The 14,954-nt window shown below is 62.7% G+C and carries 19 protein-coding genes and 1 pseudogene; 14 read left to right on the top strand and 6 right to left on the bottom strand.

Annotated elements, in window-relative coordinates; all coding sequences use genetic code 11:
• Nucleotides 1-126: 126 nt before the first annotated feature.
• Nucleotides 127-474: a hypothetical protein gene (locus AC0L2F_RS28805; RefSeq protein ID WP_473250727.1), complete on the top strand. Its 348-nt coding sequence runs from the start codon at nt 127-129 to the stop codon at nt 472-474.
• Here the strand turns inward: AC0L2F_RS28805 and AC0L2F_RS28800 are convergent, their stop codons facing one another.
• On the bottom strand, nt 475-1,155 hold the full coding sequence (locus AC0L2F_RS28800) for an SDR family oxidoreductase (protein WP_473250725.1): 681 nt from the start codon (nt 1,153-1,155) through the stop codon (nt 475-477).
• 117 nt (nt 1,156-1,272) lie between these two features.
• Here AC0L2F_RS28800 and AC0L2F_RS28795 point away from each other — a divergent pair, with 117 nt between their 5' ends.
• Nucleotides 1,273-2,016, top strand: a complete 744-nt coding sequence (locus AC0L2F_RS28795) for an SGNH/GDSL hydrolase family protein (protein ID WP_473250724.1) — start codon at nt 1,273-1,275, stop codon at nt 2,014-2,016.
• Here AC0L2F_RS28795 and AC0L2F_RS28790 read toward each other — a convergent pair.
• A complete protein-coding gene (locus tag AC0L2F_RS28790; protein WP_063992655.1) occupies nt 2,006-2,794 on the bottom strand; it encodes a tyrosine-protein phosphatase in 789 nt (262 codons plus the stop codon). The genes AC0L2F_RS28795 and AC0L2F_RS28790 overlap by 11 nt on opposite strands.
• A gap of 70 nt (nt 2,795-2,864) precedes the next feature.
• Here AC0L2F_RS28790 and AC0L2F_RS28785 point away from each other — a divergent pair, with 70 nt between their 5' ends.
• Nucleotides 2,865-3,176, top strand: coding sequence for an MliC family protein (locus tag AC0L2F_RS28785; RefSeq protein WP_063992654.1), 312 nt, complete (start codon nt 2,865-2,867; stop codon nt 3,174-3,176).
• A 114-nt stretch (nt 3,177-3,290) separates the two neighbouring features.
• Here AC0L2F_RS28785 and AC0L2F_RS28780 read toward each other — a convergent pair whose 3' ends face one another.
• Nucleotides 3,291-3,491 carry a DUF2735 domain-containing protein gene (locus AC0L2F_RS28780; RefSeq protein WP_473250766.1) on the bottom strand — a complete coding sequence of 67 codons (201 nt, stop codon included), beginning with the start codon at nt 3,489-3,491 and terminating at the stop codon, nt 3,291-3,293.
• Between the two features lie 541 nt (nt 3,492-4,032).
• Between AC0L2F_RS28780 and AC0L2F_RS28775 the strand changes: the two genes are divergently transcribed.
• The 4 genes from AC0L2F_RS28775 (at nt 4,033) to AC0L2F_RS28760 (ending at nt 7,519) form a co-directional block, all read left to right on the top strand.
• Nucleotides 4,033-5,067 (top strand): glutamine synthetase beta-grasp domain-containing protein, encoded by a 1,035-nt coding sequence (locus tag AC0L2F_RS28775; protein WP_473250723.1) that lies wholly within the window; start codon nt 4,033-4,035, stop codon nt 5,065-5,067.
• Between the two features lie 194 nt (nt 5,068-5,261).
• Nucleotides 5,262-5,963, top strand: a complete 702-nt coding sequence (locus tag AC0L2F_RS28770) for a GrlR family regulatory protein (protein ID WP_473250765.1) — start codon at nt 5,262-5,264, stop codon at nt 5,961-5,963.
• A gap of 18 nt (nt 5,964-5,981) precedes the next feature.
• Nucleotides 5,982-6,665, top strand: a complete 684-nt coding sequence (locus tag AC0L2F_RS28765) for a substrate-binding domain-containing protein (protein WP_473250722.1) — start codon at nt 5,982-5,984, stop codon at nt 6,663-6,665.
• A 32-nt stretch (nt 6,666-6,697) separates the two neighbouring features.
• Complete coding sequence (locus AC0L2F_RS28760; RefSeq protein WP_473250721.1) at nt 6,698-7,519, top strand: tetratricopeptide repeat protein; 822 nt, start codon at nt 6,698-6,700, stop codon at nt 7,517-7,519.
• Nucleotides 7,520-7,600: 81 nt separating this feature from the next.
• Here the strand turns inward: AC0L2F_RS28760 and AC0L2F_RS28755 are convergent, their stop codons facing one another.
• The gene (locus AC0L2F_RS28755) at nt 7,601-7,729 is read right to left on the bottom strand and encodes a hypothetical protein (protein WP_007609481.1); all 129 of its coding nucleotides are present in this window, start codon (nt 7,727-7,729) and stop codon (nt 7,601-7,603) included.
• Nucleotides 7,730-7,773: 44 nt separating this feature from the next.
• Between AC0L2F_RS28755 and AC0L2F_RS28750 the strand changes: the two genes are divergently transcribed.
• The 3 genes from AC0L2F_RS28750 (at nt 7,774) to AC0L2F_RS28740 (ending at nt 9,435) form a co-directional block, all read left to right on the top strand.
• Nucleotides 7,774-8,241, top strand: a complete 468-nt coding sequence (locus AC0L2F_RS28750) for a hypothetical protein (RefSeq protein ID WP_473250719.1) — start codon at nt 7,774-7,776, stop codon at nt 8,239-8,241.
• Nucleotides 8,242-8,297: 56 nt separating this feature from the next.
• Nucleotides 8,298-8,447, top strand: coding sequence for a hypothetical protein (locus AC0L2F_RS28745; protein ID WP_473250718.1), 150 nt, complete (start codon nt 8,298-8,300; stop codon nt 8,445-8,447).
• Nucleotides 8,448-8,730: 283 nt separating this feature from the next.
• Nucleotides 8,731-9,435 (top strand): GrlR family regulatory protein, encoded by a 705-nt coding sequence (locus AC0L2F_RS28740; RefSeq protein WP_007609499.1) that lies wholly within the window; start codon nt 8,731-8,733, stop codon nt 9,433-9,435.
• Nucleotides 9,436-9,458: 23 nt separating this feature from the next.
• Here AC0L2F_RS28740 and AC0L2F_RS28735 read toward each other — a convergent pair whose 3' ends face one another.
• On the bottom strand, nt 9,459-10,391 hold the full coding sequence (locus tag AC0L2F_RS28735; protein ID WP_007609500.1) for a hypothetical protein: 933 nt from the start codon (nt 10,389-10,391) through the stop codon (nt 9,459-9,461).
• A 284-nt stretch (nt 10,392-10,675) separates the two neighbouring features.
• Here AC0L2F_RS28735 and AC0L2F_RS28730 point away from each other — a divergent pair, with 284 nt between their 5' ends.
• Nucleotides 10,676-11,449, top strand: a complete 774-nt coding sequence (locus AC0L2F_RS28730; RefSeq protein WP_473250717.1) for a hypothetical protein — start codon at nt 10,676-10,678, stop codon at nt 11,447-11,449.
• 160 nt (nt 11,450-11,609) lie between these two features.
• Nucleotides 11,610-11,801 (top strand): annotated as a pseudogene (locus tag AC0L2F_RS28725) (GrlR family regulatory protein); the annotation flags it as partial.
• A 176-nt stretch (nt 11,802-11,977) separates the two neighbouring features.
• On the opposite strand, the gene AC0L2F_RS28720 reads toward AC0L2F_RS28725, so the two are convergent.
• Nucleotides 11,978-12,763, bottom strand: a complete 786-nt coding sequence (locus AC0L2F_RS28720; RefSeq protein WP_473250716.1) for an IclR family transcriptional regulator domain-containing protein — start codon at nt 12,761-12,763, stop codon at nt 11,978-11,980.
• A gap of 114 nt (nt 12,764-12,877) precedes the next feature.
• Between AC0L2F_RS28720 and AC0L2F_RS28715 the strand changes: the two genes are divergently transcribed.
• Both AC0L2F_RS28715 and AC0L2F_RS28710 read left to right on the top strand, forming a co-directional pair.
• Nucleotides 12,878-14,095 (top strand): ABC transporter substrate-binding protein, encoded by a 1,218-nt coding sequence (locus AC0L2F_RS28715; RefSeq protein ID WP_473250715.1) that lies wholly within the window; start codon nt 12,878-12,880, stop codon nt 14,093-14,095.
• A 47-nt stretch (nt 14,096-14,142) separates the two neighbouring features.
• Nucleotides 14,143-14,954, top strand: an 812-nt coding sequence (locus AC0L2F_RS28710; protein ID WP_473250714.1) for a 3-carboxyethylcatechol 2,3-dioxygenase, incomplete at its 3' end; no start/stop codon positions are given.

The following is a 14,954-nucleotide window of genomic DNA, read 5'->3' as shown; positions in this document are numbered from 1 at the left end:
AGTGTCACGTCCGAGAATCAGTCTGCGGCAGTTTAGCCCCGGAATGGACTTAGAGCTCTGCGCCATTTGATCGGGAACAGATGATCCGGCTATCCTGAGGGTGGGATAATCGGGCGGTTCACGAAGATGACCATCAGGAATGGGCTCTATCATATCCGCATCGAAATGTTGGATGCCGTCCAGGGCGGCAACCAGGGCGTCATGGTGATGCGCGACGGCAGCATGCGGGGAGGGGATTCGTTCTTCTTCGCCTACGGCAGCTACACCTCGGCCGACGGCAAGTGGAAGGGCGAGCTGACCAACGAGGAACATTCCCCTTCGTTCGACGAGCGCCCGGTGTGGGGCCGCAAGGTCGTGACCATCGGCTTCAGCGGTACCTATAATGACGAGACCGCGTACGGCGAGGGCATCGCGCTCGCCGGCAAACAGAGCATCCGTTTCAAAGGCAATCTCCGGCTCCTGGTGCCGGATTGATTACACCCGCCCGCCGACCGGGATCAGCGCGCCGGTGACGCCGCTCGCGGCGTCGCTGGCGAGGAACAGGATGACTTCGGCGAGCTCCTGCGGTCTCACCCATTTGGCAAAGTCGGCTTCTGGCATGTCGGCGCGGTTGGCCCTGGTGTCGATGATCGAGGGCAGCACCGCGTTCACGGTCACCTTGCCTTTCCACTCGCTTGCCAACGCCTCGGTGAGGCGATGGACGCCGGCTTTCGACGCTGAATAGGGGCCCATGCCGGAGCCGGCCTGAAGCGCGCCCATGGCGCCGATATTGACGATGCGGCCGGCCTTGGACGCGGCCAGATGCGGCAGCGCCGCGTGCGAGGCGTTGAGCGCCGTCAGCAGGTTGAGCGCATGCATGCGCTGCCATGTCTTGATGTCGCCGTCGCCCACGGTCTCGAAGGCGAAGCCGCCGGCGATGTTGATCAGCCCATCGAGCTTGCCAAAGTGTCTTGCCGCCGCCTCGACCGCCGTCTTTGCTTGTGCTGCGTCGGACAAATCGACGCCGCCGATCTCGATGCGCTCAGGCGTCGCGGAGATTTGCGATGGCGCATGGTCGATGCCGGCCACGCGCGCGCCGCGCGACTGCGCGGTCTCGGCGACGACTTTTCCAAGTGCGCCGAGTGCGCCGGTCACCACAATGACTTTTCCCTGCACGAGACTCTCCGTCCATCAATGGGCCGGACTATTGCGCGGCCCGCATTGGACTTGCAATGGCGGCCGGTTCCAAATTGGGCTATAGACGCAACTTCAGATAGTGGAGGAGGCTGTTTCATGGGCGACAATTTGCCGACCCTTGAGTTTCCTGCTGCGATCGTTGACTTGCAGTATCCGCTGCCGAACTTCAGGAAAGCATTGGGCGGAAGGGGGCCCGTGCGCATCGTGGCGATGGGGTCGTCCTCGACGGCCGGACTTGGCAACGTGGTTGCATATCCAGCGCGGCTCGAGCTGTATTTGAGAAAGCACTACAAGGATGACGATCCCCATCGGGACATCCGGATAGATGTGCTCAACCGTGGCAAGGGCGGCGAAGAGGCGCCGCAAGAAGTGGCTCGGTTCAACGATGACATCTTTGCCGACAATCCTTCGCTGGTGCTCTGGCAGGTCGGAACCAACGCCGTGTTTCGCAGCAACGAATTCGACTTCGATGAGGTGTTGGCTAAGATCGCCGAGGGATTGGCCCGCCTGCGCGATCATCCGGCCACAGATGTCATTCTCATCAACCCGCAATACGTCACGGCCATGCTCGGCGACAATGCCAAGCTCTCGGAGAAGATGGTCTCGGCGATCCGGGCCGCCGCGCAAGATGCCAAAGTCAATTTGTTCCAGCGCTGGGCCCTGATGCGGCACTGGAACGAGCACAACAACGCCTCGCTCGAGCAACTGCTCGCGCCGGACGACGAGTTGAAGCTGCACCAGAGCGACTGGAGCACCATGCAAGTCGCGCGGGCTCTGCGTTCGGCGATCCTAACGGCGACGGGTGCAACACAGAGATGCCCGTGCCTGATTACGACGTGAGATAGCGTTCCTTGAGCGCCGTCCGCTCGGCCGCGCCGAGCTTGAGCCCGTCCCGCAAATAGGTTTCGAGATCGCCATATTCGGCGCCGACAGCTTCGAAAGCTGCGGCAAGGTACGACGCCTCTACGCTACCGATGGCATTGCGTACGTCCTCGGGCAGATCGGTGGCCGCCGTCGCGTCGCGCTTGTAGTGCTGGTTGGTCAGCAGATAGTCCTCGGCAATGACGTCATCCGGCACGCCGAGCGCATGCAGGATCAGCGCGCTGGCAAAGCCGGTGCGGTCCTTGCCGGCGGTGCAGTGAATGACGAGCGGCGCGCGGTCCTCCAGGAGATGACCGAACAGGTTGCGGAAACTGGCCGTGTTGTGGCGGACATAGTTGCGATAGGATTCGCGCATGAGTTCGAGCGCGACCGGCGCGGTCAGCCTGCCTCTGGCGAGCTCGGCGCGCAGCGCAGCCACGACCGTCGGCTCGATCGGCAGCGAATGCACGGCGATCTCGTTGATCACGCAGACGCCCGCCGCGCGCTCCTCGACGCCGCGAAAATCGAAGGCGCTGCGCACACCCAGCGCGCGGACGATCTCGACATCGGCAGCAGTGAGCTGGCCGAGATGGTTGGAGCGGAAGATGTGCCGCCAGCGCGTGGTCCGGCCATCTGCGGTCGGATAGCCGCCGAGGTCGCGAAAATTGCTGGCGCCTTGCAGGGCGAGATGGCGGGCAGGGGAGCCCTGTACCGAGGAGTCTTGTCCGGAGGAGTCTTGCAGGGACTTGTCTTGCATGAGATCAGTTTGGGTTATGGTTCCATTGGACGCACAACGGGCGTCCTTGAATCTATTACAGGGGGCGATCATGGGCCGGCACAAGGCCATTCTTTTGACGGTCGCCATGCTGGCGGGCGGAATGATCGGAGCGCGGCAGGCCGATGCGCAGACGTTCCGGACCTACCACTGCGCCGATGGTACGCAGTTCATCGTTGGGTTTTATGACGCCGACAAGCGCGCCTTCCTCCAGATCGACGGCGAGCCTGTTACGCTCGCCAAGCGGCTGACGGTCTCGGGCGCCCGCTATTCGGGGGCGGGCATCACGCTTGTAATCGGCAAGACCGGCAGCACCACGGTCAAGCATCTGAAGCGGCCGGTCACGGCCTGCGCGGGGATCTGAACGGCGGCATTTCCACAAAAATCAAAAAGGGCCGAAACTTCGTTGTTTCGACCCTTTTTCAAACTGACGCCGGACGCTTGAGAGGGCGCGGCGGTATCGAACCGAACGCAGGCATCAGCGATCCCATTTCGGCTTGGCTTCATCGATTGCTTCCTGATGGTACCAGCTGCCGCTGCAAATCGTCTCGTTCGCCGGGAGCGAGGCGTGGTTGGCGGGAAGGCGGGTCTCACCGTTGCGGCGTCCCCCGAGAGCGGAGCGGCCCCCGACAGGGAATTGGTAGATCTGTGCAGATCCGTGACTCAGTCCATTGTTCATCATTGCGGTATCTCCCGAGATCGCAGCGCTGGCCTCCATGGTGCGCCCGACTCGTTGGCTTGTGGTTACTGGAATCCCCATATCGGCCGTGCATTCCCAAATGCAAAGTGCTGAAAAGGAAATCAGCATTGGCCTATTTTGTAGGCACGGTGCATTCTGCTTCCTCCAAGGCAGCGGTCGGGTGGCTAACGCGTGGGCCATTGCGAAGGTTGCGGGCGACGGGGCACAGACTTGGCGAATATTGCCGGACGTTGATGCGCGTTTAGTCGGCAACCTCAGGCCCGGGCCTGCCTGCTCCAGAATCGGGCGTTTTCCGCAGGATTTTTGCGGTGCAGCTTCACGCAAAGGTGCGCCGCTATGACGCACGGCGCGGTCGACGATCCGCCGGGCGGGACAGGAGGCCGGCCGCGGTGGAAAACCTCCCGCTCTGCGGCCTTTTGGCACGTTAAATGCTTGGAAAGGGTCGGCCGATGTTGGCCGGGTAAACAATCGTGCGGGGGCCTGCGGCCCCCACCTTTCGCATCATCTACAGAGAGGCTCAATGACCAAGTATAAGCTCGAGTACATCTGGCTCGACGGATATACGCCGACTCCGAACTTGCGCGGCAAAACTCAGATCAAGGAATTCGCGTCGTTCCCGACGCTCGAGCAGCTTCCGCTCTGGGGCTTCGATGGCTCCTCCACCCAGCAGGCTGAAGGCCACAGCTCCGATTGCGTGCTGAAGCCGGTCGCGGTGTTCCCGGATGCCGCCCGCACCAACGGCGTGCTCGTGATGTGCGAAGTCATGATGCCCGACGGCAAGACCCCGCACTCGACCAACAAGCGCGCCACCATCCTCGACGATGCCGGCGCCTGGTTCGGCTTCGAGCAGGAATACTTCTTCTACAAGGACGGCCGTCCGCTCGGCTTCCCGGCCTCCGGCTATCCGGCCCCGCAGGGTCCGTACTACACCGGCGTCGGCTTCTCGAACGTCGGCGACGTCGCCCGCAAGATCGTCGAAGAGCATCTCGACCTCTGCCTGGCCGCCGGCATCAACCATGAAGGCATCAACGCGGAAGTCGCGAAGGGCCAGTGGGAATTCCAGATCTTCGGCAAAGGCTCCAAGAAGGCCGCTGACGAAATGTGGATGGCCCGCTACCTGATGCTGCGCCTGACCGAGAAGTACGGCATCGACATCGAGTTCCACTGCAAGCCGCTCGGCGACACCGACTGGAACGGCTCCGGCATGCACGCCAACTTCTCGACCGAGTACATGCGTACGGTCGGCGGCAAGGAGTACTTCGAGGCGCTGATGGCGGCCTTCGACAAGAACCTGATGGACCACATCGCCGTCTACGGCCCGGACAACGACAAGCGTCTGACCGGCAAGCACGAGACCGCGCCCTGGAACAAGTTCAGCTATGGCATTGCCGATCGCGGTGCTTCGATCCGCGTGCCGCACTCCTTCGTCAACAACGGTTACAAGGGCTATCTGGAAGACCGTCGTCCGAACTCGCAGGGCGACCCATACCAGATCGCTTCGCAGATCCTGAAGACGATCGCCTCCGTGCCGGCCGACAAGAAGGCCGCCGCCTAAGATCCTCCCGGCCCGGGCTGGGGGGCTGGCCCGGGTTGGACTTCGATCCGCCGAAGCCGAAAGGCTTCGGCGGATTTTTCATTCTGATGACAACGTTGCGGAGACTCCTCGGACATCATGGCGGGAAACTTCTCCATCGCCGCCGAAAGCGAGATAGAGTGCGCTTGGGTTGCGCGCAGGGCCGGGGACGGCTGGTGTTTGAAGGCTTCTACAAGGTGAGATTTCAGCTCGGCGACGCCGTCGGCCGGAGCGTGATGCATGCCGGCAACGGCAAGATGCTCGGCGGCAATTCGGCCTTCGCCCATATCGGCACCTACGCGAAGACCGAAGGCGGCGTCGATATCGTGATCCACACGGTCCGCCACAACCCCGATCCGACCTATCGCGCCATGGCGGGCACGGACGATGCGACCTTGCTCGCCAAGGGCTGGGCCGACGGCGATCTCTATCGCTTCAAGGGCGAGCTCAAGGAGCTGCCCGGCGTACCCTTTCAGTCGTTGATGACGCCGATCACCGAAGACGAGATGCCGATCGCCGGCGGCGTCGGCGAGGCCGGCATCGCCGACGGGCTCTACTCGGTGCATCTGCGCATGCTCGATGGCGTCGACGGCGGTCTCACCGGCGTGATGCTGCTCAACAAGGGCCGCATCCTCGGCGGCGATGCATCGTTCTATTATCTCGGCAGCTACACCGCCGCCAACGGGCGCTGGAAGGGCCAGATCCTCAACCAGGAGCACACGCCGGCCAAGGACGATCCGATCTTCGGCGGCCACGAGGTCGGCATCGGCTTCTCCGGCACTTATGACGCCGAGGAGGCGGTGCTGGAGGCAACGGCGCTCGCCGGCAAGCGCAGCCTGCGCCTGACCGCCGCGCTCAAGCTGATGCACCGCTCCTGATCGCCACGGGAATCGCTGATGGAAACAATTCGCATGCTTTCGACGCTCGGCCTGATGGGCGCGATGCGCAGCCTGTCCTCCGCCTTCGAGACCGCCAGCGGCATTCATGTCGATGCCGACTTCGCGCCGACCCTGGCGCTGCTCAAACGGTTGCGCGACGGCGAGCCCGCCGATCTCGTGATCCTCACCCGCGAAGGGCTCGACGAGATGATCGGCGAGGGTCGCGTCGTCGCAGGGAACGCAGCCGATCTGGCGCGCTCCTTCGTCGGCATCGCGGTGCGGTCAGGGCAAGCACATCCCGACATCGCCACCGCATCCGCGCTGCGCAGCACGCTGCTCGCGGCGCAGTCCGTCGCCTATTCGCGGCTGGGCGCGAGCGGGGTCTATTTCGCCCGGTTGATCGCGCGGATGGGGATCGCGGCAGAGATCAACGCCAAAGCCACCATCGTCGAGCAGGGCTTTACCGCAGAGCGGCTCGTGAGCGGCGAGGCTGACCTCGCCGTGCAGCAGATCAGCGAACTGAAGCAGGTCGAAGGCATCGAGGTGGTCGGCCCGATTCCGCACGATCTGCAAACGCCGGCCGTGTTTTCCGCCGGCCGGATGACAAACGCCGAGCACGCCGACGCCGCGGACCGGCTGCTGCGCTATCTGGCATCACCCGAGGTCGTCCCCGTGCTGCGTCAATCGGGACTCGAGCCTTGAATTTTCCGGAGCGACGACGCAACTTGGCGTCCATGCGGACTTTCCTCGTTGCCATCCTTCTCACGCTTGCGGTGCCGTTGTCGGCGCATGCGCAATCGGCCGATCTCGTTCTGTGCGACCGGGTTGCGGCCGATCCCAGCGATCCCGACAAGCCGGCCGATATGAGGGGCGTGACGGAGATTGCGGCCTCCGACGTTGCGACCGCCATCAAGTTCTGCAAGCAGGCCGCGCCGTCGTCGCGGCGCGCGATGTTCGCGCTCGGCCGCGCCTATGCGGCCAATCGGCAGACGGCGGAAGCGATGGCTGCCTGGCGCAAGGCCGCCGACAAGGGATCGAGTGCGGCAATGGTCGAGCTCGGTGTAGCCTACGGCACCGGCTCCGGCGTCGCCAGGGATGAAGCGCAGGCGCGCAAATTGTTCGAGAAGGCGGCGCAGGCCGGCAATCCCCGCGGCATCAGCAATCTCGCCGCGCTCGGCGACAGCGGCGGTGCCGCGCCGGCCGATCCCGCACAGGCGCGCGCTTTGCTCGGCAAGGCCGCCGAGACCAATGCGGAGGCGCAATACCAGCTCGGCGTGATGCTTTCCGAAGGCACGGGCGGTTCGAAGGACGACGCCGCGGCGCGCGCGCTGTTCGAGAAGGCGGCGGCGCAAAACCATCCCGGCGCGCTGGAGCGGATGGGCGCCTTCGCGCAGGAGGGCCGCGGCGGGCCAAAGGACAAGGACGCCGCGAAATCCTATTACGAGCGCGCCGCAGCGCTCGGCGATGCGGATGCCAAGCAGGCGCTGGAGCGGCTGCGCTGTCCCTATGCGATCAAGGACAAGCAAGGCAAGCTCGTCACCACGCTGTGCTTCTAAAGCGCGACGAACGGGCTTAATTTCTTGTGAGCGTAATCTTTTCGGAAAACCGCTGCGCACTTTTCCAGATCATGCCGTAGCTCACTTGTAGTAGTAGGCGAAATTGTTGCGGGCGTCGCGATAGGTCGTCTCCAGGGAAGGCGCATACTGCGCGACCGCAGGCATTCCACAGCGGACGTGGGCCTTGATCGAGCGCAAGGCCCCCGGCATCCGTACCGGCCTACACTCCGTCTCCAACGACATGGAGATTTGCGATGAGAGTTCGAGGCTGGATGCTGGCGCTGGCCGGCCTGGGGGCGGCGACCGCCGTGGCGGCGCAGGATCTCAAATCGCCGTCCGCGGATCAGTACGTGCCCCGTCTCGGTGACATCATGGGCGCCGCGCAGACGCGCCACCACAAGCTCTGGATGGCCGGCAAGGCGCAGAACTGGGAGCTTGCCGCCTACGAGCTGCGCCAGCTCAAGGCGAGCCTGATCGAAGCCGCCGTATTCTACTCCGGCATTCCCGTCGGCAATGTCACGACGCTGGAGCCGTCGCTGCAATCGATGTCCGATGCCATCGATGCGAAGGACAGCCGCAAATTCGCAAAAGGGCTGGACGAGCTGACCGAAGGCTGCAACGCGTGCCACCGGTCGCTGAAGCGCAGCTTCGTCGTCATGAAGGTTCCCTTGGACCAGAAGCCCTTCGCCAATCAGCAGTTCGCGCCAACCACAAGGCCTTGAGGGAACGGACCTTGCGCGGAGCGGGTTGAGTGCGAAACCTGACAGGAGGCGCAACCATGATCCGCAAGCTCGCATCCGGCGAATATCGGCTCTATTTGCGCAAGGTGAATCCCAGGACCGGCAAGCGCCGCAACCTCGGCACGTTCAGGAGCCGCGCGGCGGCCGAGAAGCATGAGCGCGAGGTGCAGTATTTCAAGCGTCATTAGCGCCTGAGGAAGGCCGTTCGCCACCGGCCAAACAAAAAACTCGAAAAACAACCCCATGCACAGTAGCCAAGTGCTTGAAATCACAGCACTGCAAATGGCGTCCAAATCTTCATATTTGCGGAATTGCCGAAATCGCTTGCGCCGTCGGGCAAAACAGGCGCATGATGGCATCATGGCAGGTTTGGCTTCGCGAATGGCCCTGCGCGAAAAAGCCCGATGGCCTTGATGCGATGGCGGTGCTAGGTAGCGCGTGCTTTCCTTCTGATATTCCGGGTCAATTGCGTTGCTGGACGGGCTCTACAAGGTTGAATACGGCGTCAACGATGCCTTCGGCCGCAGCATCATGTGCATGCATGACGGCAAGCTGCTGGGCGGCAATTCGGCCTTCGCGCATCTCGGAAGCTATGTCGAGCGCGACGGCGAGATCATCGCCGAAGTCATCACCGAACGGCACAACGACGATCCCAACTACAAGCCGCTGATGGGGGCTGACGTCGCCTCGATCGGCGCGCGCGGGCGGCTCGTCGGCAACCAGATCCGCCTCGCGGGCAGCGCGGACACGATGCCGGGCGCCGGTTTCTGGGCCAATCTCACGCGGCTCGATGACGATGGGCTGCCGCCGCAGGGGACGATCGGTCCGGGCGGGGTCGTGAACGGGCTCTATGCAATTCATCTGCGCGCACTCGACGGCGTTGATGCCGGACTCTCCGGCGTCATGCTGCTGATGGACGGCCGCATCCTCGGCGGCGATGCTTTCTTCTACTACCTCGGCTCCTATTCCTCGGCTGACGGCCGCTGGAAGGGCGAGATGCTCAACCAGGAGCACACGCCAGCGAAAGGCGAAAACCCCGTGTTCGGCGGCTATGAGGTCGGGATCGGCTTCTCCGGCACCTGCACAGAAGACAGCGGCGAGCTCGAAGGCATTGCGCTCGCTGGCAAGCGTAGCTTGCGGCTGGCAGCATCGCTCAAGCTGATGCGAAGGGCGTAGGCTACCGATCATCTCGTCGCGTGCTAGTCCTGGTTCTCCAATGCAGAGGGTCGCATGATTTGGCTGGATCTCTCGAGCCACTCACGCGTCGTGACCAGATTGACCGCATCGGTGAGGTACATCCCCACTGCGAGGCCGCGGTCATAGCTTGCCCAGAAACGCGGAAGAATCTCGATGTTGCGTCCCCCGCGTCCGATGATCCTGACGAGCCCGGCTGATTCAGCGGAGATCATCAAGTTGCGGACATGGGTTCGGGAGACGCCGAAACGGCTGGTGGCCTCGATATAGGGCACGACCGCGCTCGGGTCGCCGGCATCCATTGCAGCCTTGAGCACCGCATTCTGGATGAGCGGCCCGGCGGCATGGCTGAAGAACAGCATCGTGTCCGGCAGCGTCATCATGAGGCGAGCCGCTGCAGGATTGAAGGGCGGAGATTTGCTGCAGTTGAGGACGTAAAAGTCCCGATCGCGCGAAAATATCGGGCCGTAATCGTGACCGGGATACAGCGTGGCAAGGGGCACATAGTGAGCCACCAGCCATTCGATGTGATGCGCGCGCAGCCTGTCCGTGGTTGCCAGCAATCGGACCCGGCCGTCGTCGGGGGCTCTGCGCAATTCGAGAAACCCGACCTCCCGCAACCGCGCGATCAAATGATCCACCTGCCGGTCGCTCGCGTATCCGAACAAGGCAAGTTGCTGTTTGAGGGCGCTGACGGTGAACCAGGTCTCGCGTCGGGAAGGGTCATGGGCGGCTTCGAGGACTGCCGCACAGTGGAAGACAAAGAACCGCCCCGCCTCCAGGAGAAGCCGAACCAGAAATGGTTCGCCCTCGTACACCTTCACGAAGCTTGCCAGATAAGCGTGCCGCGCCTCAGGCAGGCGAGAATGCTGCACGATCTCATCAAGCGTCAATCGCAACCGGCCGCCAACCAAGCGCTCAAGTTCGTCCTGCTCCAAAGCCGCCCCCTGATCCTGACGTGAGGAAAATATAAAAGGGGCGAAGCGATAGGCGCAATGTTTTCCATTCAATCTTGAGTAGAAGCCGCTAGGTTTCTGGCGATTGCTCGGGCACCGGCCGCCCCAAGGAAGTTTAGCTGAGGCGCGGCCGAGCCCGTGCGGCGTCGCAGTATGCAGCGATAGGCCGGCAGCGATCTTCAATGAGTGCGTGTGTTGTTTCCGATAATACAAAATACTACTTAAAATTGTCTTTCATGAGGCGTGCTATTAAGGAGTCCTTCAAAATGCCTGATACGAACACAGATTTCCCGCTCGTCCCCGAACTCGCGAACGCGAACAGTCAGCCGCCGGACAGGTCAGCCTATGTCCAGCTTCAAAGCGTGGATCGGCCCTTGGTCATGTGGGCCAATTCCGACAATTCGAGCAAGAGCGCCTATGTCTGCGACGAGCCGAACGAGAATCTGTCAAACACCACCGCGATCATCGAGAACTACTGGGACGGCAAGGGGCCGCCGGTCTACCAGCTGGTCTTGCGGCAGTTCTGGCGCCCCGTTGGGAAGTCGTACCATCGGATTCCAGTGGGCAACACCCTGACGATCAGTGTCACGAAGACTCAGGGGGTATCCTCGACAGTCTCACAGTCGATTTCCGCATCGCTGGGCATCTCGTACGGCGCACTGAGCGCCGAGGTGTCAGCGACGTTCTCGAAATCCGTGACGACTAGCGACGAAAGCTCGTACACAGAAACGGTCCAGATCAGTCCGCCAGCGGACGGAATGGTTCGGGTGTGGGTGCTGTGGCAGCTGGTGCACGAGATCGTGGCGATCCAGGGCTCGTACGACACCGGCGGCAAGTTCGTTTCCAACGGCAACGTGCTTCCGAAGGGGGACCGGAACTACGCCAATCGCAAGGCTCAAGTCGCGTGGAACGGGCGCGGTCGTTACAGTAGCGGGGCGTGGGTCAACTACGACGATACGTCCTGGTTGTTCCCGTCCGATACGTTCGTGGCCTACCAAAAGGACTTCCCCGCAAGCGGGGCTGTTGGCAGGCTGGCATAGGCTCGGGCGAGTGCGGCCAGGAAGAGTGGCGCATCCGTGACGGAAAGTTCCTGCTTTGCGGTGACAGTGCACTCAATGATCCCAGCCACACTCGTGCGCTCGAAGTGCTGACTGAACCAAAGTGCACTGTCACCGCAATATACTCCTCGGCGGATTGCCGTGGAAAGTTGAGATGCTGAACCCGGCGCAAACGTCGCCGAAAGGCGAGAACCCCTCGTTCGGCGGCTACGAGGTCGGGATCGGCTTCTCCGGCACCTGCACGGAAGACAGCGGCGAACTCGAAGGCATCGCGCTTGCCGGCAAGCGCAGCCTGCGGCTGGCGGCCTCGCTCAAGCTGATGCGGCGGGCGTGAAGGTGCGGGTACACATAAGCTTGCAAGTATCTGCTTTTCACGCGCGAAACACGGCCATGAACATTGGTTCCTGTGGTTTTGACGCTCGCGGGCCGCAGATCCTTCGCCACTCCTCGAAGTGGCGTTTGGGACAAGGGCTCACCTTTTCATTCGCGCGCAACACGTTGGGGGCCGCGTCAAGAGACTCTTCCGCGCGCCTTGTTTGCCGCGGACCACCGCCGCTCGATTTCCTTCACCGCCGCCCGCATGTTGGGCAGATACTTTTTGGCGGCCACCTCCGGCGTCATCGACGACGAGAAGAAAATCAGATTCAGGCTGCCGAGGACGGGGCCGCCCCCCGGAATGGCCAGCGCGATCGCGCTGATGCCCGCCTCCGATCCACCGACGGACGAGGCGTAACCGTCCTTTTTCGTCTGTGAGAGAATGTCCTCGATGAAGCGACGGTCCTTCGCCAAAGCCGCGTCCTCCTCGACGAGTGATGCGGTGAGGTCCAGCATTTCTCGTCGCAGAGCAGGCGCGGAGGCAGCCAAGATGGCTTTCCCAAGCGCGCTGCGCACCAAGGATCTCCTCCGTCCGACCATGGACCGATGAACGGAGAACGGACTGAAGGGATGTGTGCTTTCCCGAATAAGTACCGACCCGAGTTCGAACACTCCGAAGTCGCTTGGCCAGGAGACGCCATCCAGTAGGCCGAACATCGCGGGCAGTGCCGCCTGGCTCGATAGATCCCGTGAAGACACGCCTTCGCTCAAGGTGCGTACTTGGGACGTCAAGCCGAACAAGGCATTCGTCTCGTCAAAGATCACGTAGCCATCTTCGCGCAGCGTATCGAGCAGACGATAGCAGGTGGTACGGTTGAGTCCTGTCCGCTTTGCGAGTTGTACGACGTTGGATGGGCCGCTTGCATTGAGCTCGTTGATCAGCGCCAAGCCACGGGAAAGTGCCCTTACGCTGCGGTGCATGATCCCTCCAGACGTGTTCGCAGTGCGAACATTTCATAGACTCAGATGGAATCCTAGTTCAATCGGCGGCAATCCATCCCGGCACGCCCAAAAGGGCGGCGACGGGAGGAAACGATGGTTCATTCAAGCTTTTATTTGTCTGCGGCCGTGTGCTTGGCTCTCGCGGCGCCGGTCGCGGCGCAGACCGCCGGCGGCCCCCCGAATCTCAGCGGAGGCAAGGTCAAGGTCGGTGTCCTGACTGACATCGCCGGCCCCACGGCCATGGCGAACGGCAAGGGTTCGGTGATCGCGGCTGAAATGGCCGCCGAGGACTTCGGCGCCGGCCTCAACGTCGAGGTGATCTCGGCCGACCACCAGGGCAAGCCGGACGTCGGATCGCAGATCGCCGGACGCTGGTTCGACGTCGAAGGCGTGGACGCGATCGCCGACATGCAGGGATCCCCGATCGGCTTCGCCGTGCAGAACATGGCGGCGCAGAAGAGCAAAATCATGCTGTTGTCCGGTTCGACCTCCTCGGACTTCAACGGCAAGGCCTGCTCGCCGCTAACGGTCCAGTGGACGGTTGACACCTACAATCTCGCGAAAGGCGCCGCCAAGTCCGTGGTCGAGGCCGGTGGAACGAAATGGTACTTCCTCACAGTCGATCAGGCGTACGGCAATGCTCTGACGCGCGATACGTCTGAGCAAGTCAAGCTCAATGGCGGGCAGGTGGTCGGCAACTCGGTGTTCCCGCCGAACACGTCCGACTTCGCTTCGTTCCTGCTCACCGCGTCCAATGCCGGCGCCAACGTGATCGCGATCGCGGCGTCGAGCGGCGATACGGTGACCGCGCTGAAGCAGGCGGACGAATTCGGTCTGAGCTCAACGGCCAAGATCGTTCCGCTTCAATCGGTGCTGACGGACGTCTACGCGGTAGGTCAGAAGATCGCGCACGATGCCTACGAAGTGTCGCCGTTCTACTGGGACCGGACGCCCGAAACGCGTGCCTGGGCCGAACGCTTCTTCGCCAAAGCCAAGATCATGCCGACCGGATTCCACGCGGGCGTCTACTCCTCGGTCGCGCACTACCTGAAGGCCGTCAAGGCCACGGGTACCGACGACGCCCCGACGGTCATGAAGCAGATGGAGAAGGAACACGTGCACGACTTCTTCGCGGCCGACGGCTACATCCGTGCCGACCGCAAGATGATCCACGACATGTACCTGCTCCGGGTCAAGAAGCCCGGTGAAAACAAGGGTGCCTGGGATCTCTACAACGTCATTCAGACGCTGCCCGGGGAGTCCGTCAACCGCCCGCTATCCGAAAGTCCGTGCCCGCTGGTGAAGAAGTAGCCGCCAGCCATCGATCGACCATCCAACTCGGCGCAAGGAATCCGAACATGTCAGTCGCCATCGTCTGCGCTTCTCACACGCCTCTGATGTACAAGGGACCGGCCAGCAACGAAACCGAGCAACGCGTCCGAACCGCGTTTGGACGGCTCGGGACCTTCGTGAAGGAGTTCGCACCCGACTACATCATCCAGTTCGCTCCCGATCACTTCAACGGCTTCTTCTACGACCTGATGCCCTCGTTCTGTGTCGGTGCCGGCGCAGTCTCCCTGGGCGACTGGGGAGGCGGGACGGGACCGCTGGATGTTCCGGAGAAGACGGCGCTCGAGCTCATCGACCATGTGCGAGCCGAGGATTTCGACGTGGCGGTTTCGTATCGCATGCCGGTCGATCACGGCTTCGTCCAGTTGTGGGAGGCGATGCTCGGTGACTTCAAGTCGATCCCGATCCTGCCGATCTTCGTCAATGCCGCTGCGCCGCCCGTTCCGACCTACCGCCGTGCCCGGCAAATCGGTGAATCGGTAGGGCGGTTCGCTGCGCGTTCCGGCAAGCGAGTCTTGTTTGCCGCGTCGGGGGGCCTCTCGCACGATCCGCCGCTGCCATCGATCAAGGACGCGCCGCCGGAGATCCGGGAGCGGCTGATCAATGGGCGAAATCCGACCGCGGAAGCCAAGGAAGCCCGCGAGAAGCGGGTGCTCGAGGCGGGCGTTCTCGCAGAAGCGGGAGAGGGGCCGTGCCAGCCGCTCAATCCGGATTGGGATGCGCAGTTCATGGAGATCCTGCGCAGCGGCCAGATCTGGCGTGCCGACGCGCTCGACACCGACAAGGTCCGCGAAGTTGCGGGACGCGGTGCCAACGAGGT

The organism is Bradyrhizobium sp. Ken64 (assembly GCF_055807555.1).
This window is presented reverse-complemented; position numbering and strand designations above follow the sequence as displayed.